Source organism: Mycobacterium sp., assembly GCF_032159765.1.
Taxonomy (GTDB): domain Bacteria; phylum Actinomycetota; class Actinomycetes; order Mycobacteriales; family Mycobacteriaceae; genus Mycobacterium.
On sequence record NZ_JAVHWM010000168.1, the window covers coordinates 1 to 22,660 of the forward strand.

The 22,660-nt window shown below is 65.4% G+C and carries 20 protein-coding genes and 1 pseudogene; 10 read left to right on the forward strand and 11 right to left on the reverse strand.

Annotated features, from left to right (window positions below):
- Positions 1-3,043: GAF domain-containing protein (locus QOH60_RS20225; RefSeq protein ID WP_526423653.1), on the forward strand; the 3,043-nt coding region annotated here is incomplete at its 5' end.
- A 453-nt stretch (positions 3,044-3,496) separates the two neighbouring features.
- Entirely contained in the window at positions 3,497-4,723 is a 1,227-nt protein-coding gene (gene fdhA, locus QOH60_RS20230) for a formaldehyde dehydrogenase, glutathione-independent (protein ID WP_526423654.1), read from the forward strand.
- 9 nt (positions 4,724-4,732) lie between these two features.
- Here fdhA and QOH60_RS20235 read toward each other — a convergent pair whose 3' ends face one another.
- On the reverse strand, positions 4,733-4,906 hold the full coding sequence (locus QOH60_RS20235; RefSeq protein ID WP_526423655.1) for a hypothetical protein: 174 nt from the start codon (positions 4,904-4,906) through the stop codon (positions 4,733-4,735).
- 532 nt (positions 4,907-5,438) lie between these two features.
- Between QOH60_RS20235 and QOH60_RS20240 the strand changes: the two are divergent.
- Positions 5,439-5,570 (forward strand): annotated as a pseudogene (locus QOH60_RS20240) (HD domain-containing protein); the annotation flags it as partial.
- 227 nt (positions 5,571-5,797) lie between these two features.
- Here QOH60_RS20240 and dnaB read toward each other — a convergent pair.
- Positions 5,798-7,177: a replicative DNA helicase gene (dnaB, locus tag QOH60_RS20245; protein WP_526423656.1), complete on the reverse strand. Its 1,380-nt coding sequence runs from the start codon at positions 7,175-7,177 to the stop codon at positions 5,798-5,800.
- Between the two features lie 573 nt (positions 7,178-7,750).
- On the opposite strand from dnaB, the gene QOH60_RS20250 reads away from it, so the two are divergent.
- From QOH60_RS20250 to QOH60_RS20260, 3 genes are all read left to right on the forward strand, one after another.
- Positions 7,751-8,125, forward strand: a complete 375-nt coding sequence (locus tag QOH60_RS20250; RefSeq protein ID WP_526423657.1) for a hypothetical protein — start codon at positions 7,751-7,753, stop codon at positions 8,123-8,125.
- Between the two features lie 12 nt (positions 8,126-8,137).
- A complete protein-coding gene (locus QOH60_RS20255) occupies positions 8,138-9,307 on the forward strand; it encodes a cation:proton antiporter (RefSeq protein WP_526423658.1) in 1,170 nt (389 codons plus the stop codon).
- An 82-nt stretch (positions 9,308-9,389) separates the two neighbouring features.
- Positions 9,390-9,917, forward strand: coding sequence for a hypothetical protein (locus QOH60_RS20260; protein ID WP_526423659.1), 528 nt, complete (start codon positions 9,390-9,392; stop codon positions 9,915-9,917).
- An 11-nt stretch (positions 9,918-9,928) separates the two neighbouring features.
- On the opposite strand, the gene rplI is transcribed toward QOH60_RS20260, so the two are convergent.
- The 8 genes from rplI to QOH60_RS20300 form a co-directional block, all read right to left on the reverse strand.
- The gene (gene rplI / locus QOH60_RS20265) at positions 9,929-10,384 is read right to left on the reverse strand and encodes a 50S ribosomal protein L9 (protein WP_526423660.1); all 456 of its coding nucleotides are present in this window, start codon (positions 10,382-10,384) and stop codon (positions 9,929-9,931) included.
- 15 nt (positions 10,385-10,399) lie between these two features.
- Positions 10,400-10,654: a 30S ribosomal protein S18 gene (gene rpsR, locus QOH60_RS20270; RefSeq protein WP_526423661.1), complete on the reverse strand. Its 255-nt coding sequence runs from the start codon at positions 10,652-10,654 to the stop codon at positions 10,400-10,402.
- A gap of 32 nt (positions 10,655-10,686) precedes the next feature.
- Positions 10,687-11,208 (reverse strand): single-stranded DNA-binding protein, encoded by a 522-nt coding sequence (locus QOH60_RS20275; RefSeq protein ID WP_526423662.1) that lies wholly within the window; start codon positions 11,206-11,208, stop codon positions 10,687-10,689.
- A 75-nt stretch (positions 11,209-11,283) separates the two neighbouring features.
- Positions 11,284-11,574, reverse strand: coding sequence for a 30S ribosomal protein S6 (gene rpsF / locus QOH60_RS20280; protein WP_526423663.1), 291 nt, complete (start codon positions 11,572-11,574; stop codon positions 11,284-11,286).
- Between the two features lie 140 nt (positions 11,575-11,714).
- Positions 11,715-12,452, reverse strand: coding sequence for an SGNH/GDSL hydrolase family protein (locus QOH60_RS20285; RefSeq protein WP_526423664.1), 738 nt, complete (start codon positions 12,450-12,452; stop codon positions 11,715-11,717).
- A gap of 29 nt (positions 12,453-12,481) precedes the next feature.
- On the reverse strand, positions 12,482-14,158 hold the full coding sequence (locus QOH60_RS20290) for a glycosyltransferase family 87 protein (RefSeq protein ID WP_526423665.1): 1,677 nt from the start codon (positions 14,156-14,158) through the stop codon (positions 12,482-12,484).
- A gap of 22 nt (positions 14,159-14,180) precedes the next feature.
- On the reverse strand, positions 14,181-16,400 hold the full coding sequence (locus tag QOH60_RS20295) for a transglycosylase domain-containing protein (protein ID WP_526423666.1): 2,220 nt from the start codon (positions 16,398-16,400) through the stop codon (positions 14,181-14,183).
- Between the two features lie 277 nt (positions 16,401-16,677).
- On the reverse strand, positions 16,678-17,103 hold the full coding sequence (locus tag QOH60_RS20300; protein ID WP_526423667.1) for a DUF5318 family protein: 426 nt from the start codon (positions 17,101-17,103) through the stop codon (positions 16,678-16,680).
- Positions 17,104-17,229: 126 nt separating this feature from the next.
- Here QOH60_RS20300 and QOH60_RS20305 point away from each other — a divergent pair, with 126 nt between their 5' ends.
- From QOH60_RS20305 to QOH60_RS20320, 4 genes are all read left to right on the forward strand, one after another.
- The gene (locus QOH60_RS20305; protein WP_526423668.1) at positions 17,230-17,904 is read left to right on the forward strand and encodes a hypothetical protein; all 675 of its coding nucleotides are present in this window, start codon (positions 17,230-17,232) and stop codon (positions 17,902-17,904) included.
- A 129-nt stretch (positions 17,905-18,033) separates the two neighbouring features.
- Positions 18,034-18,570, forward strand: coding sequence for a PadR family transcriptional regulator (locus QOH60_RS20310; protein WP_526423669.1), 537 nt, complete (start codon positions 18,034-18,036; stop codon positions 18,568-18,570).
- A gap of 50 nt (positions 18,571-18,620) precedes the next feature.
- The gene (locus tag QOH60_RS20315) at positions 18,621-19,709 is read left to right on the forward strand and encodes an inositol-3-phosphate synthase (RefSeq protein WP_526423670.1); all 1,089 of its coding nucleotides are present in this window, start codon (positions 18,621-18,623) and stop codon (positions 19,707-19,709) included.
- A gap of 82 nt (positions 19,710-19,791) precedes the next feature.
- Positions 19,792-20,676: an Rv0045c family esterase gene (locus QOH60_RS20320; RefSeq protein WP_526423671.1), complete on the forward strand. Its 885-nt coding sequence runs from the start codon at positions 19,792-19,794 to the stop codon at positions 20,674-20,676.
- Here QOH60_RS20320 and QOH60_RS20325 read toward each other — a convergent pair.
- Positions 20,673-22,637 carry an ArnT family glycosyltransferase gene (locus QOH60_RS20325; RefSeq protein WP_526423672.1) on the reverse strand — a complete coding sequence of 655 codons (1,965 nt, stop codon included), beginning with the start codon at positions 22,635-22,637 and terminating at the stop codon, positions 20,673-20,675. The genes QOH60_RS20320 and QOH60_RS20325 overlap by 4 nt on opposite strands.
- Positions 22,638-22,660: the final 23 nt, after the last annotated feature.

Here is a 22,660-nt window from a genome sequence, read left to right on the forward strand (position 1 = left end):
GAGCCGGTCGTTCGACGACGAATTGGTAGGGCTCTTCGAGCTCTCGCACGATGCGTTCTGCATCGCCGGTTTCGATGGCTACCTGAGGCGTGCCAATCCGGCGTTCGCCCGCAGCCTGGGCTACACCCTTGAGGAGCTTTTGGACAGGCCGTTCATGGATAACGTCTATCCCGACGATGTCGAGTCGGTGGAGACGGTTCTGGAGGCACTCGCCGCCGGTAACGACGTCGTCGGGTTCGAGTGTCGCGAAGTGTGCGTGGACGGATCGGTGCGGTGGTTCGAGTGGAGCACGAGCAGCCGGCCAGAATTGGGCGTCGTGTACGGGGTGGCCCGCGACGTCACCGACCGCCGGATGGCCAATGCCGAGTTGAGCGCTCTGCGCCGCGTGGCGACCCTGGTTGCGGAGGAAGCGGAGCCTCGTGACTTGTTCGCTCTGGTCGCCGAGGAGGTCGCCCGCGTCGTCAACCTCCCGTTCCTGATCGTTGCACGCTACGAGGTCGATGGCACGGCAACGGAGTGCGCCAGCTTCCCCCCGGATGATGCGCCGTTTCCCGCCGGCCACCGATGGTCACCGGACGGTGCGAACGTGCTTGCACGGGTGCGGACGAGCTGGGAGGCGGCCCGCATCGATGACTATTCACGGCTGGACGGTGAGCTGGCGGCCACCGCCCGTCGACTAGGGATTCGTTCGGCGGTCGGAGTCCCGATCGTCGTGGCGGGACGCGTGTGGGGCGCGATGATGGCGTTCACCAAGAATCCCGACCCGCTGCCCGTGGGCACCGAGGCGCGGCTGGCCAGTTTCACCGAGCTGCTCGCCACCGCCATCGGGAATGCCGAGTCACGCGAGGCTCTGGGACGGCTCGCGGACGTGCAGGCGGCGCTGCGGCGGGTGGCGACACTGGTCGCGCGCGGGGCCAGCCCCTCGGAGGTGTTCTCCGCCGTGGCGGCGGAGTTGGCCCGGGTTCTCGGTGTGCAGCATGCGTCGGTGTGGCGCTACGAGCCCGATGGCGCGGCCACCCTGCTTGCGGCCTCCGACGAGCCGGGTGCGAAGAAGATGCCGGTGGGCGAGCGGTTTGCGCTCGAGGGCGACAACGTCGCGGCGACGGTGTTGCATACCGGCCGCCCCGCCCGGATGGACAGCCTCGACGAGGCGGCCGGTTCTGCCGCGGCGCGGATACGGGAGCTGGGCATCCGCGCGGCGGTGGGTGCGCCGATCATCGTCGACGGCCACCTGTGGGGGGTTGCCGCGGTCGCCTCATTGCGACCCGAGCCCCTGCCCGCGGACACCGAGGCACGTCTCGCCGATTTCGCCGATCTGGTGGCCACCGCGATCGCCAATGCCGCCGCCCGCGCGGAGTTGCAGGCCAGCCGCGACGAGCTGAGTGTGCTCGCCGAGCAGCAGGCCGCGTTGCGGCGGGTCGCAACGTTGGTAGCGCGTGGGGTCAGCCCGTCGGAGGTGTTCGAAGCGGTGGCCGACGAGTTGGCCCGCTGCGTGCATGTGAGCCATGCGACGGTATCCCATTACGACGCCGACGCATGCATCCCCGACGCCATCTGCCACGAGAACCGACTGCGGAAGCTGCCCGAGGGCCTGCGCCTGCCGTTGGCGGGCGACAACGTCGCGGCCAGGGTGTTTCGCACCGGCCGCACCGCGCGGATGGACAACCACGACAACGCTCCCGGTGACCACGCGGCACGCATTCGTGAGCTCGGCATCCGTTCGGCGGTAGGAGTCCCGATCATCGTCGACGGATCCGTGTGGGGTGCGGCGATCGTTGGCTCGTCGGCACCCGAGCCGCTCCCACCAGATACCGAGGAGCGCATAGCCGACTTTGCCGATCTGGTCGCGACCGCAATCGCCAATGCCGCCACCCGCGCGGAATTGCAGGCCAGCCGCGACGAGCTGAGTGTGCTCGCCGAGCAGCAGGCCGCGTTGCGGCGGGTGGCAACCCTGGTGGCGCGCGGGACGCCCCCCTCGGAGGTGTACTCCGCGGTCGCGGACGAGATGGCCCGCTGTCTGCACGCCGGCAACGCGTCGGTGAGCACCTTTGACGATGACATGGTGACCGTGGTCGCCGTGGCTGCCGTCGCGCCCGCGATCAAGGGCGCACCACTTGTCGGCGAACGCTATCCCGTACTGGACGGAGACAACATCGCGACGAGGGTGTTTCACTCCGGCCGGCCCGCACGCTTAGAAGGCGTCGAGTTTCAGAATGCTCCCGGCTTCGTCGCCGAAGGGCTACGGAGATTTGGCCTATGTTCCACGGTGGGAGTCCCGATCATTGTCGACGAACGGGTATGGGGGATGGTGGCGCTCGGTTGGTTACGACCTGAGCCGTTGTCACCGGACACGGAGGCGCGCATGAGCGACTTCGCCGATCTGACCGCGACCGCGATCGCGAACGCCGCCACCCGCGCCGAACTGATCGCCTCACGCGCCCGCATCGTCGCGGCCGCCGACGAAGGTCGCCGCCGCCTGGAGCGCGACCTGCACGACGGCGCCCAACAACGGCTGGTCGCGCTAGGGCTGCAGGTGCGACTGGCAGAGGCGTCAGTGCCACCCGGCCTACAGGCGCTCGGAGAGCAGCTTGGGGACATTGGGTCCGGATTAACCGGTGTCTCCGCAGATCTGCAAGAGATCTCACGCGGGATTCACCCCGCCATCCTGTCGAAGGGAGGACTCGGTCCCGCGCTAAAGGCACTGGCCCGCCGATCGGCCATCCCGGTCACCCTCGACCTCACGATTGACCAACGCCTACAGGACTCAGTCGAAGTCGGCGTGTATTACGTTGTGTCCGAAGCACTGACCAACGCCGCCAAGCACTCTCGTGCGACCCAAGTGGTCGTATCCGGGCAAACGAAGGATCGCACGCTCTGGCTGTCGATTCACGACGACGGAATCGGGGGTGCCGACATCGGCAACGGCTCAGGGCTCGTCGGGCTCGCAGACCGGGTCGAGGCCCTCGGCGGGCGGATGCGCATCAAGAGCCCAGCCGGAAGGGGAACGTCGCTGGAGGCCAGGATTCCGCTCGACGGCATGTGAGCCCTGTCCCGCATGGTGTCTAGTTGGAATGCTGATCGCCACCCGGCGAAGCGTTCCGTTGGCTGTCACCCTGCGAGCCTGCTGCAGTTAAGCCTGAACGACAAGACAACTGAGCCGCACAAGACGTTAACGGTATCGCCCACAAGGGCTGAATGCCGCTGCCGACGGCGTTGGCCAAGGCAATTCGCGAGAATTAAGTGACCAACTCATCAACGTCTTTCAATGGCAATGGGCGGTTAGGGCAGCAAGGGTCGGCCCAGCTGGGGTGAGATCGAGGATTGCGCACGAGTGGGCCCGTGTCGTCGCCGCTGCCACCCATGCATGCCCCCCCCCGCTAGCTGGAATCGGTCCTACCCGTCAGTAGCAGGCCCCAATTGGGGTTGGCGGTAACGACAATTGATGTTCCGAAGCGCGAGGCTAGGGGATCAGTGCGCACCACAGTGGGAGATGACGATGACGTCAAACCGAGCAGTGACCTACCTGGGCCCCGGAAAGGTCGCCGTCCAGGAAATCCAATACCCCAAGCTGGAGGTCCAGGACGGGCCGGGTGTCCCCAAGGCGAACATCGGCCGTCAATGCCAGCATGGCGTCATCCTGAAAGTTGTCAGCACCAACATCTGCGGCAGCGATCAGCACATGGTTCGCGGACGCACAACCGCCCCTGAGGGGCTGGTCCTTGGCCACGAGATCACCGGTGAAGTGATCGAAGTGGGCCGCGATGTTGAATTCATCTCCGTCGGCGACCTGGTCTCGGTCCCCTTCAACATTGCCTGTGGTCGCTGCGTCAACTGTAAAGAACGCAAGACCGGCATCTGTCTCAACGTCAATCCGGACCGGCCCGGATCGGCTTACGGATACGTCGACATGGGCGGCTGGGTCGGCGGCCAGGCCGAATACGTGATGGCGCCCTACGCCGACTTCAATCTGCTGAAATTTCCTGACGCCGATCAGGGCATGGAGAAGATCCTCGATCTGACGATGCTCACCGACATCTTCCCGACCGGATTCCACGGGGCCGTCACTGCCGGCGTCGGAGCCGGTTCCACGGTCTACATCGCCGGCGCCGGCCCCGTCGGCCTCGCTACTGCCGTCAGCGCACAATTCCTCGGCGCCGCAGTCGTCATCGTCGCCGACATGAACGAGGAGCGTCTCGCGCAGGCGCGGTCCTTCGGATGCGAGACCGTCGACGTCTCCAAGGGTTCGCCTGAGGACCAGATCGAGCAGATCCTCGGCGTCCCGGAGGTCGATTGCGCCGTCGACGCAGTCGGTTTCGAAGCCAAGGGGCACGGCGCCGACGTAGGTCGTGATGCTCCCGCGACGGTGTTGAACTCGTTGATGGACATCACCGCGGCGGGCGGCGGGATCGGCATTCCCGGCCTGTACGTCACGGGTGATCCGGGCGGTGTCGACGACGCCGCCAAGCGCGGTGCTCTGTCGCTGAGTCTGGGCACTGGGTGGGCCAAGTCACTGTCCTTCGCCACGGGGCAGTGCCCGGTCATGCAATACCACCGAGGTCTGATGCAGGCCATCCTGCATGACCGAGTGCAGATCGCGAAGGCTGTCGGTGCCACCGTCATCACCCTGGACGAGGCGCCGCACGGCTACGCGGAGTTCGACAGCGGTGTTTCCAAAAAGTTCGTTATCGACCCGCATGGAGAACTCGCTTCGCAAGCCGCCTAGAGCACGCACTCATTTCGAAACGGTGATGAGCACCTTGCCGAGTGCCTCATCGAGATTCGATAGTGCGACCGACGCGACATCACCTGGATCGTCACCGCGTGGGCAATCGTCGTCAGCAATGAACATTGCCCGCCAGGGGTTACAGAGCTCAAGCAGCGTATCCAAAATCGTCGCTTTCGGCACGATCGGCCACGAGTACCTCGTTTCCTCGTTTGTCCGGGAACATTTCGACGATGGCGACGATCTCGCCGTCGTAGATGAACCGTGTGCCCACGCCAACGGGAGCGGCTGCCCGAACGCCGGCACGACTCGAGCTGATCGACGCTCCACCACCAATGACAAACACGGCATTTTGACGACGGTGCCGAAAGATCGTACAAAGTCTTATTGGACAAGACATCTCGGTCTCCCGTGGCCCAGGGCGCGTCCAGCCCGCCCAATCCCCGCGGCAGATTGCAGCCAGCAGGATTGTCGGTTGCATGGCAGCGGTAGCGACATCGCCGATCGTAGCTGTGACGATGACAAACGAAAGTAAGCCTTGATCACACCACGTCGGCCGCTCTAAGGGGCGCAAATGTGGGCCGTGCCCAAAGCGGGACTGCGGCGGCACCACTGTTGTCGCCGTGCCGAATCCCAAAACTGGGCGCACACAACCCGATACATCGCTGATTCCTGGAGTGCACATGTCTACCGCTGCCGTCGACAGTATCGCCGGCGTGAGGCGCTGTCCCCAGAGGCGCTTCGCGCCGTCACCGCCGCCCACCCGCGATCAGATTTCAAGCGCCGGATACTGCGAGCGTTCAACGACGGCAACAAACACCGCCCTCACAGCACTTTCGGAAACGTCTGTTTCACCCTAGAGGTCGGCTACGGCAACGATCGGTGCGATGAAGAGTTGGTGGCGCCCGCGGCGTGGCCGGGGGACCTACGTGGCCGCGATGGTGCAAAGAGGTGGACTTCTCCGCACCACAATACAAGGATCGCGATTCTCATTTGAAGTGTCCAATTGGCCAAACGTTGGCCAAGTCACTTGAGAAATGGACATCTAATTTGAGAACCTACAGGTGTGCCCGCTCACTTCGCCATGTTCGTGAAGCGCGAGTAGTGCAGCTGATGGGCGACCGTGACCGTCTTCGTCTGGCCGTTACGGTGTTTGGCGACAATCAAATCCGCCTCACCGAGCCGCTCTTCGTTCTCCTGATCGAACAGGTCCGGCCGGTGCACTAGAACGACGATGTCGGCGTCCTGTTCCAGCGAGCCCGACTCGCGAAGGTCAGACAGCATCGGCTTCTTGTCCGTGCGCTGCTCCGGGCTGCGGTTCAGCTGGCTGAGCGCCACCACCGGCACCTCGAGCTCCTTGGCCAACAGCTTCAGGTTTCTCGAGAACTCCGACACCTCTTGCTGCCTGGATTCGAACCTCTTGCCCGACGTCATCAGTTGCAGATAGTCGACGACGATCAGCTTCAGCTCCGCCTTCTGCCGCAGCCGCCGCGCCTTCGCGCGAATCTCCATCAAGGTCAGGTTCGGCGAATCGTCAATATACATTGGCGCTTCGCTGATTTCGCTCATCCGCCGTGCCAGGCGCCGCCAGTCGTCGTCAGTCATCCGGCCCGCGCGCATGTCGGACAGCTTGATCTTCGCCTCCGCCGACAGCAGGCGCATCACGATCTCCGACTTGCTCATTTCGAGTGAGAACATGACGCTTGCCATCCGGTTTTTGATCGAACACGACCGCAGGAAGTCAAGTCCGAGCGTCGATTTCCCAGATCCAGGTCTCCCGGCCACGATCACCATCTGACCCGCATGCAAACCGTTCGTCAGGTCGTCGAGATCGTTGAAGCCCGTTGGCACCCCGCTGGCCTTGCCGCCGCTGGATGCGATCGCGTCGATCTCGTCCATCGTCGGCTGCAGCAATTGCTCAAGCGGCACAAAGTCTTCCGACAGCCGCCTGTCGGTGACGTCATAGATTTCGGCCTGCGCGCGATCCACGACATCTGCGACGTCGGAGCCGTCGGCGCCGGCGTAACCGTACTGCACCACCCGGGTGCCCGCCTCCACAAGCCGGCGCAACAACGCCTTCTCCGCGACGATGCCCGCGTAGTAACCCGCGTTCGCCGCGGTCGGGACCGTCGAGATCAGGGTGTGCAGATACGGTGCGCCACCGATGCGCCGCAACAGGCCACGACGATCCAGCTCGGCTGACACGGTCACCGGGTCGGCCGGCTCCCCGCGCGTGGACAAGTCCACGACGACGTCGTAAATGCTCTGATGTGCAGGCCGGTAGAAATCGCCCGGCCGCAGGCGCTCCACCACGTCGGCGATCGCGTCCTTGCTGAGCAGCATCCCGCCCAGCACCGACTGCTCAGCGACAACGTCCTGGGGAGGCTGCCGACCGAAGTCCTCGCTCGGTGCGGCATCCAAGCCGGAATGACCGAGATCGTCCACGACGGCCATCCGGCGCCCCACCTCCTCCCGAACGTACGTTCGCCTCAGCTGTCTCGACAGTAAGGCAAGCACCCGACACCTGGCCGTCCCGACGCGCCGAGTTCCCCTCGGACGGTCCGACGGTAGACGTTGCTGGCAGCAACGCAAAAGGGTGCTGTTAACAGAGGTGTGGATCGAGTGTGGATAAGCCCGGCCAGCCGTGTTGACGTGGTGTGGACAAGCTGTGGATGATCGCCATCCTTATCCACATATTCCCTGCTGAATGCATGTTTAGAGCTGGTGGGGACTGTGGATTGAAATCGCTTCGGCGTGTCTCTCCGGGTTGCGGTCTCGGGCGTGTTGTGTTTCAGCCGGTTGAGATAAAGGTTAACAACAGGTGAGATTGGGGCCCTCGGCACTGCGGCCAACAGTTCGCCAGGCCTGATAGCAACGGTCCTTTTCAGACCGCCGGTACCGGCAAAGCCTGCGCATACGCCCGGATCGTGACCTTATTGATGACTGCTAGTTATTTGCCTGGCCGTCGATTCGATCAGCCCGCTGGTTCCGGGCCAACCGGCATTTCGCGGCGCCTAAGGTGTGGCAATGGCGGTCACCTGGCTCGACGAACCCGAAGACCACGACTACGCCGCCGCGGCCGACTATCTGAGCATGCTCGCCGAACCGGATGAGGTGCACAAGACCGTCACAGCTCTGCGTGACGCAAAGCCGTTGTACCGCAAGGCCAAAGACATCCTCCGCGCTGCCCGGTTGGCCCTGTTGCCGCAGTCCAATGTCCATGTGCGGGACGATCTCGCCAAGATCGCCGCGGGCAAGAAACTGTCACCGATCCTGTTGGTCCGCGGTGCCGCCCGCCGTGGAACAGCCCTCGAGATCGCCGACGGGTACCACCGGGTCTGCGCCAGCTACGCGACCGACGAGAACACCGACATCCCCTGCCGCCTGGTGTCTTGGCAGTAGGGACCGCCTGACATGTCGGGCTTCGGTTTCGGCACCCTGACGCTGCTGGTTCTTGCCGGCCTAGCCGGGCCGCTGCTCGCCGCTATCCCTGGCGCGCGGGTGCCTGTAGTCGTCGGCGAATTGCTGATCGGTGTCGCGCTGGGCAACACCGGTTTTCGCCTCATCGACCCCGCGAATTCAACCTTTACCCTGTTGGCGAACGTCGGTTTCGCCCTCGTGATGTTCGTGGTCGGCACCCACGTCCCGGTCCACAACAGCGCACTGCGGTCCGCGCTTCCGTGGGCCCTGGCCCGGGCAGTCGTGGTGGGCGCTGTCGCCACCGGTCTCGGATTCGGCACCGCCGCGCTGTTCGGAATCAGCCACGGCCCGCTCTACGCGGTCCTCATGGCCTCGTCGTCAGCCGCGCTCGCCTTGCCGGTGCTTGACGGGCTCGGGCTCACAGGTACCCCCGTGCTTTCGTTGACCGCTCAGATCGCCGTCGCCGATACGGCGTGTATTGTCTTGCTGCCCTTGATGATCAACCCTAGTCAGGCAGGTCGTGCGGCGCTTGGGGCGGCTGCCGTGGCGGCCTGTGCGGTGGTGACGGTCTTTATCCTGCGAGCCGGGGACCGAAGCGGCTGGCGACGACGAATGCACAGGTATTCGGCGAAGCGCGGCTTGGCACTTGAACTGCGGACCAACTTGGCGATCCTGTTCGCACTCGCGACGCTCGCCGTCTACATGCATGTGTCGATCATGTTGGCCGGCTTCGCGTTTGGCCTCGCCATGGCCGCGACCGGCACCCCCCGACGACTCGCCCGCCAACTCTTCGGCATCACCGAAGGCCTTTTCGGCCCGCTGTTTTTCGTCTGGCTCGGCGCGTCGCTGCAGGTGCGCGACCTCGGCGCGCACCCGCGGCTGATCCTGCTCGGCGTTGCACTCGGCGCCGGTGCGATTCTCGCGCACATGGTCGGCTCGGCGCTCAGACAGCCGTGGCCGCTCAGCATCCTGGCCGCTGCGCAACTCGGCGTGCCGGTAGCCGCAGCGACGATCGGAACGCAGACTCACCTGCTGGAAACCGGTGAACCGTCTGCGTTGATGCTGGGAGCGCTTCTCACCATCGTCGCGACGCCGCTGGCCAGCATCTTCGCCGGGCGGATGAAATCACTTACAGCGGAATCAGATCCACATCCTGAGAGTTGACTGTCCGCCAAAGTCATTCTGTACCAGTACTTTTTGTGCAGGCTGACATCGACTTGCCAGATGCCGTTGTTACCGTCCCGCTGTGCCACAGTATTACGACGATAACGACTACTACTCCGAGCCGACTCGGGTCGCTCAATACCCACGCCCGGGCGCGACGCCACCGCCGCCACCAGACCTGCACCGCCGGGTCTGGCCGCTCGTCGCAGGTGGTGCAGTCACAGTTCTTGCGATTGCTGGGGCGGTGTATGCGGTGATGACTCTCGGTCTGCATTCGTCGACGAAACCGGCGTCGACGAGCACTCCCCCCAGTGCTCCGGCGACGTCGCAACCCAGTCCGTCAGCCGCCCCCAGCGCACAAGATGCACCTCCGCACCACAGCTACGGCGGCGCACCGAACGTCGTCACGCAGGATCCTCAGACGGTGACGCAGACGGAGACTGCGGCTGCCCCGCCACCGTCAGACGCGCCTCCGCCCAGCACCGTGACCGTTACGCCGCCGACCGACTCGTCGACCATCGCACCACCCACCGAGACGGTCACTCAGACGGTCATCCAGCAGCCGCAGCAGCCGCACAGCCGGTTCGTCCCGCGCCAAGGCGGCCAGTAACGCCGCCGCTACTACTCGGCGACGACGGCCAACTCGACGGTGGCCTCCACCTCGGGGTGCAGATTCAGGGCCACGACGTAGCTGCCGACGGACTTGATGTGCCCCTTGGGCAGCTGCAGAGTCCGCTTGTCCAGGTTGGGGCCGCCGGCCTTCTTGATCGCCGTCACGACGTCGGCCGCGGTCACCGAGCCGAACAGCTTGCCCGTGTCGCCCGCGGTGCGCACCGGCAACGACACAGCGCCGAGGCCTTCGACAGCGGTCTTCAACTCATCGGCATGTTCGCGGCCACGCACGGTCTTCGCGTCCCTCGCACGGCGGATTTCGTCCGCCTGCCGCTCCGCGCCGCGGGTGGCGACGATCGCCAGGCCGCGCGGCAGCAGGAAATTGCGGCCGTAGCCGTCCTTGACCTCCACGAGATCGCCCGCGGTCCCGAGGTGCTCCACCTCGGCGGTGAGAATGAGCTTCATCGTCGTTCCTGTTCCTTAACGGCTCGAGGACGTGAACGGCAACAGCGCAACCTCGCGCGCGTTCTTCACCGCGATCGCGATGTCGCGCTGGTGCTGCACACAGTTGCCCGTCACCCGGCGGGCGCGGATCTTTCCGCGCTCACTGATGTACGTGCGCAGAAGTGCTGTGTCCTTGTAGTCGATCGCCTGGCCCTTCTTGGAGCAGAACACGCACTTGCGCGTCTTCACCGGCTTTTCGGGCGCGGGGCGTCGCTTGTTGGACTTCGCCATGGTCTTTCTCTTTCTCGATTGCTATGGGGTTGTCAGAAGGGTGGCTCGTCGTCGGCCGCGCCGCCGGCAAAGGAGCCGGACGCGGGGGCGCTGCCCCACGGGTCGTCGGCGGGCTTGTCGCTGGCCGCTGGCCGCGAACCACCGCCACCACCGCCGCCGCCCCCGCCGAATCCACCGCCGCCGCCGCCGCGGCTGGCCTTGTTCACCTTCGCCGTGGCGTAACGCAACGACGGCCCGATCTCGTCGACCTCGACTTCGAACACGGTGCGCTTCTCACCCTCGCGGGTCTCGAAGGAGCGCTGCTTGAGCCGCCCGGTGACGATCACCCGCGAGCCTCGGGTCAGGCTTTCGGCGACATTCTCGGCGGCCTCCCGCCAGATGTTGCACCGAAGAAACAGCGCCTCCCCGTCTTTCCATTCCCCGCTTTGGCGGTCATAGATGCGCGGCGTGGACGCGACGGTGAAGTTGGCGACTGCGGCACCCGATGGGGTGAACCGCAGTTCGGGGTCGGCGGTCAGGTTTCCGACGACGGTGATCGTGGTGTCACCAGCCACGAGATCCTCCTGGGCAGTTTGGTTGACTCTTCGCGCAAGCGAGCCTACGCAGCGGCACTGACGGCCTTGAGACGTCTAGTGCTTGTCGGTGCGCAGAACCTTAGTGCGCAGCACCGACTCGTTCAGGCTCAATTGACGATCGAGCTCTGACACCGTCTCCGGCTTGGCGGTGACATCCACCACCGCGTAGATGCCCTCGGTGTGCTTGAGGATCTCGTATGCCAGCCGGCGGCGACCCCAGATGTCGACCTTGTCGACCTTGCCGCCGTCCTTGCGGATGACGTTCAGGAACGTCTCGAGCGAGGGCGCCACGGTGCGTTCGTCAAGAGTGGGGTCCAGAATGACCATTACTTCGTATGGACGCATGGAAACCTCATCACCTCCTATGGTCGTTTGCGGCCGCGGTTCGGTGACGCGGCAGGAGGGTCGCCTGCGTCGGCAACCGCACCAGGGTAACCGAAGAGTGGCTGAGCTGCGAAATCGCTGCTCCGCGCCATCGACTAGGGTTACTTGCAGGGAGCGGGAACGGCGGTGGCCATCTCGGTCGCCCACGCCTCATAGGCCGCCGGTGTCGGATGGATTCCGTCCTCGACCCACAGCGATTGATCGGCTTGCTGCTTGTAGAGCGGCCGCAGGTCGACGAACTGGGCACCGTGGGACTTGGCCTCGTCGATCAGGATCTTGTCGAGGGCATCGCGCTTGGCGGACAGTTCGGCCTCGGTCCCGTAGTTGAGCCCTTCCGGTGACCGGAACCATTCGTTCTGTGCGAACACGACGACGCGGGCGCCGCTGTTCTTCGCCGCGTCGAGCACCGCGCTGACGTTCTTGCGGTATTCGTCCTCCGTGACCCCGTTGACGATGTCGTTCCCGCCGCCTTGAAAGGTGATCAGGGTGGGCTGGAATTCCGCGACGGCCGGCACCTGCTCGGCCAGGATCTGACCTGCCGTGTAGCCGCTGATGCCGACGTTCTTCAGTTCGACCTGGCACCCGTCGGAAGTCCACTTCGCGGCGAGCAACGCCGGAAAGGTGCCGGTCTCCAGGTCGGTTGCACCGATACCCTGGGTCAGCGAGTCTCCCATCGCGAGATAGCGAACCGCATCTCCGGGGGCCGACGTCCCCGGTTGCGTCGGGTTCTGCGTTTGCGGCGCGGTGCCTCCCGTCGGAACCTTGGCGGGGCTGCACCCACCGACCAACGCGGCAACTACGACAACCCATACGCACACGAACCGCCCACCCCTGATCACGCCCTTGACGATAAGGGTTCGTCCGAGCGTCAAGTGAGGTGTTCCACCGAGACGACGCGTTCGCTACTCGGGTCGGCCGTCTCGACCAGCTCGCGAGGTGCCTCGGCGCGCGGACGCAGCCGGGACGGCAGCCAGCGCGGCGCCGCGTCGGGCGCGCTGTCGAACACACCCCCGGACGGGTCGTCGATACGACCACCGAACCTGACGAGGTCTTTGTCCGGGTGGTAGATCTGCCGCACCACGAGCACGCACATGGCAATCACTGCCAGATCTCGCAGCAGCACGGTCACGACGAACGGCTCCGGGGGCAGTCCATGATTGGCGTTCGGATACAGATATAGCATCCGCGGGATCCAGACCAGGGCATCGATTGTCATCCACGTCAACAGGATTCGCCGGTGCGGAAGCGCCAGGACCGCCAGCGGAACCAGCCACAGTGAGAACTGCGGACTCCAGACCTTGTTGGTCAGCAGAAACGTGGCGACCACCAGGAACACCAGTTGCGCGACCCGCGGCCGTTGCGGCGCGGTCAGCGCGACGTAGACGATTCCAGCGCAGGCACACAGAAACAGCACTGCCACAACGCTATTGAGCACGGCCGGCGGCTGCCAGAAGCCTAGGTCGTTGTCGAAGCCTGTCCAGCCGCTGAAGACCTTCACCACGTTGTACAGCGAGTCCATGTCGTCGCCGCGGCGGGTGTTGAGCCGGAAGAACTCCGACCACCCGCGGGGGAAGGCGACCAACACCGGCAGATTCACCACAAGCCATGTAAGTGCCGCGGCCACAGCGGTTTTACCGACCTCCCGTAGACGGCTGGTGCGAATCCCCAGTACCACCAACGGAATCAGTAAGAGGGCCGGATACAGCTTGGCGGCCACACCGAGCCCCATCAGCATCCCTGCCCCCACCGGCTTTCGTCGGGCCCATGCCAGCATCGAGCCGGCGGTGAATGCCGTTGCCAGGGCGTCGAAATTCGTGAAGATCTGGAAAATCAGCAGCGGTGAGGCGGCCACCAGCGCTGCATCCCAGACGCGTCGGCCCGCCAGCCGCGAGCAGGCCCACACCGTGGCCAGCCACGCCAGCGCGAGACCGAACGCGGAGATGTTGAAGAACATCACGACCTCGGCGACGATCGGTACCGAGACGATCTTCGTCAGCGCGGTATACGTCTTGGCCAGAGCCATCGACACGTACTGGTAGAGCCCCGTGAGCACCGGATACTCCATGTACCGCACGGCAGGCGTGCCGTCGTACTGGGTTCTCGGCTTGCCCGCGGCGTCTTTCTCCAGCCAGTGCGACTTGTACGGAAACTGACCTCTGTCAAGCAGTTCCGCCGTGTACAGCGGCACGGTGTCGGAGTAACAGAGTTCGTAATACGCACGGTTGTTCTCCCACACCGCGACTCGTTGGTCGGCGGTGCCCTTGGTGGTGCTCTGCAGGCAAGCGGCCTTTGTGGACCAACCCAGCGCGAGGAACACCACCCCGACGATGAACATCACCCGCAGGGGCGTCAGGAAGGCCTGGCGACCGATCAGCGCGTGCCGGCCCACCGGTCCGCCGATCGTCTCCGCCAGCGCCGCGCCGATGGCGTCGGTGCGGCTCGGACAGTCCCGGTCGTCGAGGCTACGGAGATCCGCGGCAAGAGGTTGTGGGGATACCCCCGACCCCTCGTCGCGCTCGGGGTCGTCTTCGGTTGCTGAACTCACAGGGCCGCCGCGAGATCAGTCATCACGGCGGAGGCGGGCCGGGCGGTGGCCCCTGGGGCCCCGCAACCTCGGGTGGGGGCGGACCTGGAACCGTGCTCGGCGGGCCGATCGGGATCGTGATCCCCGGCGCGACCTCGATACTCGGCTGGACGACCTCTCCGGGCGTGGGCTCCGGTGGTGCCGACGGCGGCGGAGGCGGAGGCGGTGCCGCGGGAACACCTGCGGAGCCACCGATTTCGGTGGGCTTCGGGAACGTTTCCTTCGGGGTGCCGTCCAGCGCGTTGTCCATCGTCGACTTCCAGATGTCCGACGGCAGCGTCGAGCCCCACACCGGGCCGCCCCCCTTGGTCTGCAGCGGCTTCTCGCCCCGGGTGGTGCCTACCCATACCGCGGTGGACAACGACGGCGTGAACCCGACCATCCACGCGTCCCTGTTGGCGCCGGTGTCGCCGAGCTGCGTGGTGCCGGTCTTGGCGGCGGATACCCGTCCGCCGGCGAGGTTGTGGCCGTTCGAGTAGCCCGCGATCGGCTGCATCGCGGAGATGACGTTGTCGGCGACACCCTTCGGGATGCGCTGGTCACCACCGCTGTCCTTGTCGGACGCGTCGAACAGCACCTGCCCCTGGGAATCGACGACCTTCTGGACGAAATGCGGCGCGTGGTACATCCCGTCAGCGGCGAGCGTCGCGTACGCCGTTGCCATGTCGATGGGCCGAGATTGATACTGGCCCAATACGATCCCGTTATTGGGCGGACCGCCCTTTCCGTCCTCGGACAGCGTGTGGTCGACGCCGGGGAAGCTGTCGGCGATGCCGGCGCGGTGCGCCGCGTCGGCGACGTCCGCCGGCCCGTTCTTCAACTTCAGCATCAGGCGGTAGTAGCTCGTGTTCAGCGACCTCTTCAGCGCCTCGGCGATGTTGCAGGTGCCGCAGGCCTCACCTTCGACGTTGTTGATCGTGATTCCGTTGAGGTTCACCGGCGAGCTGTCGACCTGGGTGCCCAGTCCGATGCCCTGCTCCAGCGCGGCCACCAGAGCGAACACTTTGAACGACGAACCCGTCTGTAGCCCGGCCTGGGCGAAATCGAAGCCCTGGGCGTCGGATCCACCGTAATACGCTTTCACCCCACCGGTTTTCGGATCAATGGACACGACCGCGGCGCGCATGTCGGGGTCTTGGCCGTTGAGGGTCTTGTTGACGGCCTGCTCGGCGGCCCTCTGCATCTTTGGGTCGATCGTGGTGGTGATCTGCAAACCCTGCATGTTCAGTGTTCGCTCGTCGATGTTGAACAAGTCGAGCAATTCACGCGAGACCTCGCGCTGAATCAGGCCGTCCGGTCCTCTGGTCTGGCTCTCGGCGCGGTACTGATCCGGTGGCACGGTCGCCGGAAACACCTGTGCGGCACGGTCGCCTGGCGCCAGCTTGCCGGTGGTCACCATGCCGTCGAGCACCCAGTTCCACCGCTCGGCGCTGCCGTCGGGGTTGGTGGCCGGGTCCAGCCCTGACGGCCGCTGAATCAGCGCAGCCAATAAGGCGCCCTCGCTGACAGTGAGCTGGTCGACGGGCTTGTTGAAGTACGCCTTTGACGCCGCGCCGATTCCGTACGCGCCGCGCCCGAAGTAGATGATGTTCAGATACGCCTGCAGTACTTGGTCTTTCGACCACTCACTGGACATCTTCGTGGCGATGACGAGTTCTTTCGCCTTGCGGACGAGGCCGCCGATGCCTGCGCGCGCAGAGCCCACCAGAGCGTTCTTGACGTACTGCTGGGTGATGGTCGAGCCGCCCTGCGTGTCGCCTCCGAAGAGGTTGTTCTTGATCGCTCGGGCGAACCCGCTGAATGAGAATCCCGGGTTGGAGTAGAAGTCCCGGTCTTCGGCCGCGATCACGGCGTCACGCACGTGCTGGGGTACTTGGCTGATGTCGACGTCGACCCGATTGCCTTCGGGCGGGACGATTTTCGCGATCTCAGTGGTGCCGTCACTCGCGAGGATCGTCGACACCTGGTTGGTCCGGATGTCGCCCGGCTGCGGGACGTCGACGATCATGTACGCCATCGAGAACGTGAGGATGGGCAACACCACCAACGCGACCACGGCCAGAATCAGGCCCCGGCGCACCCATGTGTAATTGACCTTGCGCTTGCGGTGCGGCCTGGGCCCCGGCGGAGGACCGTCGCCGCCAGGAGGGCCCCCGCCCGGCGGTTGAGACGGCGGCCTTCCGTCCAGCGCCGCCTTGACCATCTCGATCGGGTCGCGAAGCGCCGCACCGTGGTCCGTGATCGTCGGGATGACGGTTGTGGGCTGGGGATCCGCAGACGTCGCCCGACGTGGTTGCGCCCGCGTGGGCGACGGACCGGAGGCTGCGGCACCGGGACGGCGCGCAGACGACGGACCCGCTGGCGGCAGAGGCCGGGAGGTCTGGGCCGCCGGGCCGCCCGGTCTACGGGACGGACCCCTAACACGGTCAGCCGCTCCTCCCTCAGGGAGGTCGCCGGCTGACCTGTCGGGGCCTTCGCCGCTATTCACTCGCCGTCCGCGCGCCGTCGCGCGCCGCGCGGGTGCCACGCGACCCGGTCGGGGGACGGAGCGCGCCGAGCACATAGGACTTGACCAAGTGATTCCAGCTGCAGGTCCGGCATACCTCCACCACATGTACCGAGAATTCGTCGTACCGGGTGGCCAGCTTCACCAACTCCTCCGCGGTGCGGGCCGAGCCCGACACGGCGCCGAGATGATCGCCGAACACCCACGACACCAACGTGAGTTGCTCCTTGCGACAGATCGGGCACATCACCGAACTGGGCTTGCCGTGATACTTGGCAGCCCGCAGCAGGTACGGATTCGCGTCGCAGACCTCCGAGACGCCGGTGCGTCCCGAATAGACCTCCGCGAGCAGGGACCGCCGCCGAAGCGCGTAGTCCACCACCTGTCGCTGCAGTCGCACGGAGACCAGAGTACGTCCCTAGGCCGACGGAAGATGCACGGAAGGCTGTCACCAATCCTGCGGCACATGTGCTGGGCTGCTCAGTTGGCGCCTCAAAATTGTGGCAGTGCTTCTACGATCGTCGTCGTGAAGGACGAGGCGATCGAGTTGGACGGGGTCAAGGTGAAGCCGCGAAACGCCGTGGGTGCGACATGGGGCACGCGCCTCGCGGTTGCGGCGGTGCTCGTCCTGTTCGGCGTCGGCCTTGGCTGGGGGATTTTCGGCCAGAGTTCGCCGCTGAATTCGAGTGCCGCCCGCGACCCCGGGGCAGAGCCGGATCACATCGAGCCGACGGTGCTGCGGCCGCCGACCCAGCTCTTCACCCTCAACGGACTGACCGGGCTGATGGAGCAGATGCGCAAGAAATTCGGGAGCACGATGGGATTCGAGCTGAGGATCTTCTCCGACAATGCCGACCTGGAGCTGCCCGATCCGGGGGAGCCGCGCCGCAAGCTGTCGTACGCCTACCGGGGCGGCTGGGCCCCACAATCCTCGCCGTCGGTGGTGAGCGACAGCGACGTGCTGGTCGACCTCGGGGGCTTCGACCCGGCCGCGATCATCGGAGTGTGGAAAGGCGCCCCGAAGTCGCTGAACATCAAGCCGGAAGAGGTCAAGAGCACCCACATGAGCATCGGGGCTGCGAAGGACCCGCTGACGCCCGGTGCGGTGCTGATCGAGATCTACGTGTCCGGCGAATTCTCCAGCGGATGGCTCAGCGTCGACGGCAAGGGCAACCCCGTCCAGATGCACCCGGCGTCCTGACGCAGCCTGCGCCTCGGGCACCGGTGAGTGAACAGCCGGTGAACCCTTGAGTGGCGACGAATATATCGGCGCGATAGTATGGCGCGAGGTGTCGGCGTGTCGTAGCGGCTGAGCAAAGGAGGTGACCCGGTGCTGGAACTCGCGATCCTGGGCCTTCTGCTGGAGTCTCCGATGCACGGCTATGAGCTACGGAAGCGGTTGACCGGTTTACTGGGCGCTTTCCGGGCGTTCTCGTACGGGTCACTTTATCCGGCACTGCGTCGCATGCAACTGGACGGCCTCATCGCCGAGGACACCGCTCCCGCCCGCGCTCCGGTCCGCCGCGCTCGTCGGGTCTACCTGCTTACGGAACAAGGCCGCCAACGGTTCACCGAACTCGTCGCCGACACCGGGCCCCAGAACTACACCGACGACGGCTTCGGAGTTCACCTCGCGTTCTTCAACCGCACCCCGGCTGAGGCGCGGATGCGGATCCTCGAGGGCCGTCGTCGTCAGGTCGAGGAACGGCGGGAAGGCCTGCGTGACGCCATCGCGCGGGCCAGCAACTCGTTGGACCGCTACACCCGCCAGCTGCACCAGCTGGGCCTGGAATCCAGCGAGCGAGAAGTGAAGTGGCTCAACGAACTGATCGCCGCCGAACGAGTCGCGCAGGGTCACGCCGAGTGACCACCACCCACAACAGCTTCAAGTCGCCAGAAGTTAAGGAGAGAACGCACATGATTGGCAAAAGGAATGCCGAGTCGGAAGTGCGCGTCGCGATCGTGGGCGTCGGCAACTGCGCGTCTTCGCTGGTGCAAGGCGTGCAGTACTACCAGGACGCCGACGAGAACTCGACCGTTCCCGGCCTGATGCATGTGTGTTTCGGCCCGTATCACGTCCGGGACGTGAAGTTCGTGTCCGCGTTCGACGTCGACGCCAAGAAGGTCGGCTTCGACCTGTCGGAGGCGATCTTCGCGTCGGAGAACAACACGATCAAGATCGCGGACGTCCCGCCCACGAACGTGGTGGTGCAGCGCGGCCCGACGCTGGACGGCATCGGCAAGTACTACGCCGACACCATCGACCTCTCTGACAGCGAGCCAGTCGACGTGGTCAAGGCGCTGCGCGAGGCCGAGGTCGACGTGCTGGTGTCGTACCTTCCGGTCGGCTCGGAAGAGGCCGACAAGTTCTACGCGCAGTGCGCGATCGATGCCGGGGTCGCGTTCGTCAACGCGCTGCCGGTGTTCATCGCGTCGGACCCGGTGTGGGCCAAGAAGTTCGAGGATGCCGGCGTGCCGATCGTCGGTGACGACATCAAGAGTCAGGTCGGTGCGACGATCACGCACCGGGTGATGGCGAAGCTGTTCGAGGACCGCGGGGTTCAGCTCGACCGCACGATGCAGCTCAATGTTGGCGGCAACATGGACTTCCTCAACATGCTGGAGCGCGAGCGACTCGAGTCCAAGAAGATCTCGAAGACGCAGGCCGTCACCAGCAACCTGCAGCGCGAGTTCAAGACCAAGGACGTCCACATCGGCCCGTCCGACCACGTGGGGTGGCTCGACGACCGCAAGTGGGCCTACGTCCGGCTCGAGGGCCGCGCGTTCGGGGACGTGCCGCTGAACCTGGAATACAAGCTCGAGGTGTGGGACTCGCCGAACTCGGCCGGCGTGATCATCGACGCTGTGCGCGCGGCGAAGATCGCCAAGGACCGCGGCATCGGCGGCCCGATCATCCCCGCGTCGGCTTACCTGATGAAGAGCCCGCCGGAGCAGATGCCCGACGACGTGGCTCGCGCCGAGCTCGAGAAGTTCATCGAGGGCTAGATCCTTTCACCGAGACTGCGGTGAGATCGCGTTTCACACCCCTGAATGCGATCTCCCCGCAGTTTCGGCGTTAGATGAGGCCGTGACTGAAGATCTCACGGGCATCGACGAGTTCGGTCTACTCGAGGAGAACGCCGAACAGGCCGGGGTCCACGACATTCCTGGTGTGCGCCGCGTCGACGAAGGCGGTATCAGCGCGCTCAAGTGGGGCACCGATTCTCCCAGGGTGGTGTTCCTGCACGGCGGCGGCCAGAACGCGCACACCTGGGACACCGTGATCCTCGGGCTTGGTGTGCCCGCGCTGGCCGTGGACCTGCCCGGGCATGGGCGCTCTGCGTGGCGCGAGGACGGCGACTACGGGCCTAAGCCCAGCGCAGTGACGCTGGAGCCCGTGTTGCGTGAATGGGCCCCTGCCGCAGATCTTTTCGTCGGGCATTCACTGGGCGGGCTGACCGCGCTGCGGCTGGCCACCCACGCCCCTGGCCTCGTGCGTCGACTCGTGCTCGTCGACGTGACACCGTCGGCACCGCAACGCCACACCGAGATGACCGACGCGCAGAAGGGCACCGTCGCGCTCGTCGAGGGGGACCGTGTCTTCGACAGCTTTGACGCGATGGTCGAGGTGACGGTGGCCGCCGCTCCGCATCGCGACCGAAAGTCATTGCGGCGCGGAGTCTTCCACAACTCCAAGCAGCTCGATGACGGCACCTGGACGTGGCGCTACGACTCCTTCCGCAAGACCGAGGGATTCGAAGGGCTGTGGGAAGACGTGCCGGCGCTGGCGACCCCGACCACACTGGTGCGCGGCGCGAACTCCTGGTTCGTCAACGACGAGGACGCCGCCGAATTCGCGCGCACCGCACCGGGATTCAGCGGAGTTCACCGTGTCGCCGACTCGGGGCATTCGGTGCACAGCGACCAGCCGCACGCGCTCATCGCCATTTTGCGCGAGGCGCTGGACACCTAGGTTTTCGGCGGCCCCGTCAGGTCGTAGGCGGTGTCGTCACCCACCTTTATCGGCGGATAGGTGGCCGCCACCCAGTCCGCGATGTCGGAGTGCGCCCGGTTGAGATTCCGCGGCCCATTGCCGGGACGGTTGGCAGTGACGATGTAGTAGGTCACCCGGTGATCCCGGACATACTGCTGGAATTGGCTCAACGTCGGCACCGGGTCGCTGCCCGAGAACCCGCCGATCGCCATCACCGAGGTGTGGGTCTTCAGTTCCAGGTTCGCAGCCGCCGACGACCGGTTGATCGCCGCCGACCAATCGGTCCGCGTCGCCGAGAGCATCGACTCCAGCTGGGGGTTCTCAGTGTTCTGTCCGAAAGCCCAGCCCATCTCGTTGCGGCCGCCATGGTTATCTGCGCGCGCAGACTCGGCCGGTCCGACCATCGGGCCGCCTCCAGTGTGCGGTTGCGAGATCGTGGCCACCGCGTACGCGGTGGATCCCGCCAGTGCGACGACGAGGGCCCCGACGAGCGCGACCAGCGCGACGCGATCACGCCTCCTGCTCATCGCAACCAGGACCACGGCCGCCGTCAGCACTGCCAGCGCCACAACGGACCAGCGCAACCCTGGCAGCCAGTCGGCGTTGCGGCGCAGCAGCCAGAAGCTCCAGCCGCCGGTGGCCAACAGCATTGCGCCCATACCGATCCGGCCCAACCACGTATCCCGCGTGGCCCACTTCTGCTGCACGCCGATCGCGAACATCGCCGCGACTGCCGGCGCCAACGAGAGGCAGTAGTAGGGATGGATCGTGCCGTGCATGAAGCTCAGCACAAGACCGTCGACCACCAACCAGCCGCCGAACAGAATGGCGGCGCCGCGCACGAGGTCGACGCGCGGCGCACGCCAACGCGCGACGATCACCAGAACAGTCGCCAGCAACGCCGCGGGCACTAGCCAGCCGATCTCGAAACCGAACTCGCCGCTGAACAGCCGTGTCACCCCTTGCGTTTGATTGCCGAAGCCGCCGAATCCGCCCTGGTTGCGAAGGTGCGCGACCGGGCCATCGGGTCGCGCGGCCGGGGGTTGGAAGCCACCACCGTGATTGCGGCCCAGGACCCGGGCAAAACCGTTGTAGCCCAACACAAGATCCATGAACGTGTTGTCTGTCGAGCCGGCGATGTATGGCCGCGACGACTCCGGCCACAGCATGGTGAGCACCACGAACCACCCCGCGGACACCACGAAGGCTGCTAGCGTGGCGAGCAGTTGCAAGAGCCGCCGCCGCAGCGGAGTCGGCGCCGCGACGAGGTATGCCAGGCCGATGGCCGGCATCACCATCAAGCCCTCGAGCATCTTGGCCAGGAACGCGAAGCCTAGGCAAACTCCAGCCAACACAAGCCATTTCGTGCTTGCGCGTTGCAGAGCGCGGATCGTGCAGTACGCGGCGGCCATCATCAAGAGCACCATCACAGCGTCCGGGTTGTTGAACCGGAACATCAGCGCCGCGACCGGAGTCGCCGCGAACGCGGTGCCGGCAAGCAATCCCGCGTTCGGACCACACACCCGGGTGACTGCGCCATAGAGCAGCGCGACCGCGGCGACGGCCATCAACGCTTCCGGTATCAGCATGCTCGCGCTGCTGAACCCGAAGATCTGTCCCGAAAGCCCCATCACCCACTGCGAGACAGGAGGCTTGTCGACGGTGATGAAGTTGTGCGGATCCAGCGATCCGAACAACAGCGCTTCCCAGTTCGTCGAACCGGCTTGGGCCGCGGCGGCATAGAACTGGTTGCCCATTCCGTTGATCGTGATATTCCACAAGTACGTCGCGGCCGTCGCGACGAGCAGCACCGCCAGCCCGGCCCGGTGCCACATCGTGACCGTGGTTTTTGCCGGCCCGTCGGCAGGATCGGCGTCAACGGTCTGGGTCGTAGGCTCTTCGGATTCTGCGAGCACGCGCGCGTGGGCGATTGACGTCACCCTGCCATTGGGTCATGGCTATG

What these genes read in the sequence shown, in the direction of transcription:
- fdhA (WP_526423654.1), top strand. Translation starts at nt 3,497, where the DNA reads ATGACGTCAAACCGAGCAGTGACCTACCTGGGCCCCGGAAAGGTCGCC.
- dnaB (WP_526423656.1), bottom strand. Translation starts at nt 7,177, where the DNA reads ATGGCCGTCGTGGACGATCTCGGTCATTCCGGCTTGGATGCCGCACCG.
- QOH60_RS20250 (WP_526423657.1), top strand. Translation starts at nt 7,751, where the DNA reads ATGGCGGTCACCTGGCTCGACGAACCCGAAGACCACGACTACGCCGCC.
- QOH60_RS20255 (WP_526423658.1), top strand. Translation starts at nt 8,138, where the DNA reads ATGTCGGGCTTCGGTTTCGGCACCCTGACGCTGCTGGTTCTTGCCGGC.
- rplI (WP_526423660.1), bottom strand. Translation starts at nt 10,384, where the DNA reads ATGAAGCTCATTCTCACCGCCGAGGTGGAGCACCTCGGGACCGCGGGC.
- rpsR (WP_526423661.1), bottom strand. Translation starts at nt 10,654, where the DNA reads ATGGCGAAGTCCAACAAGCGACGCCCCGCGCCCGAAAAGCCGGTGAAG.
- rpsF (WP_526423663.1), bottom strand. Translation starts at nt 11,574, where the DNA reads ATGCGTCCATACGAAGTAATGGTCATTCTGGACCCCACTCTTGACGAA.
- QOH60_RS20295 (WP_526423666.1), bottom strand. Translation starts at nt 16,400, where the DNA reads ATGGTCAAGGCGGCGCTGGACGGAAGGCCGCCGTCTCAACCGCCGGGC.
- QOH60_RS20315 (WP_526423670.1), top strand. Translation starts at nt 18,621, where the DNA reads ATGATTGGCAAAAGGAATGCCGAGTCGGAAGTGCGCGTCGCGATCGTG.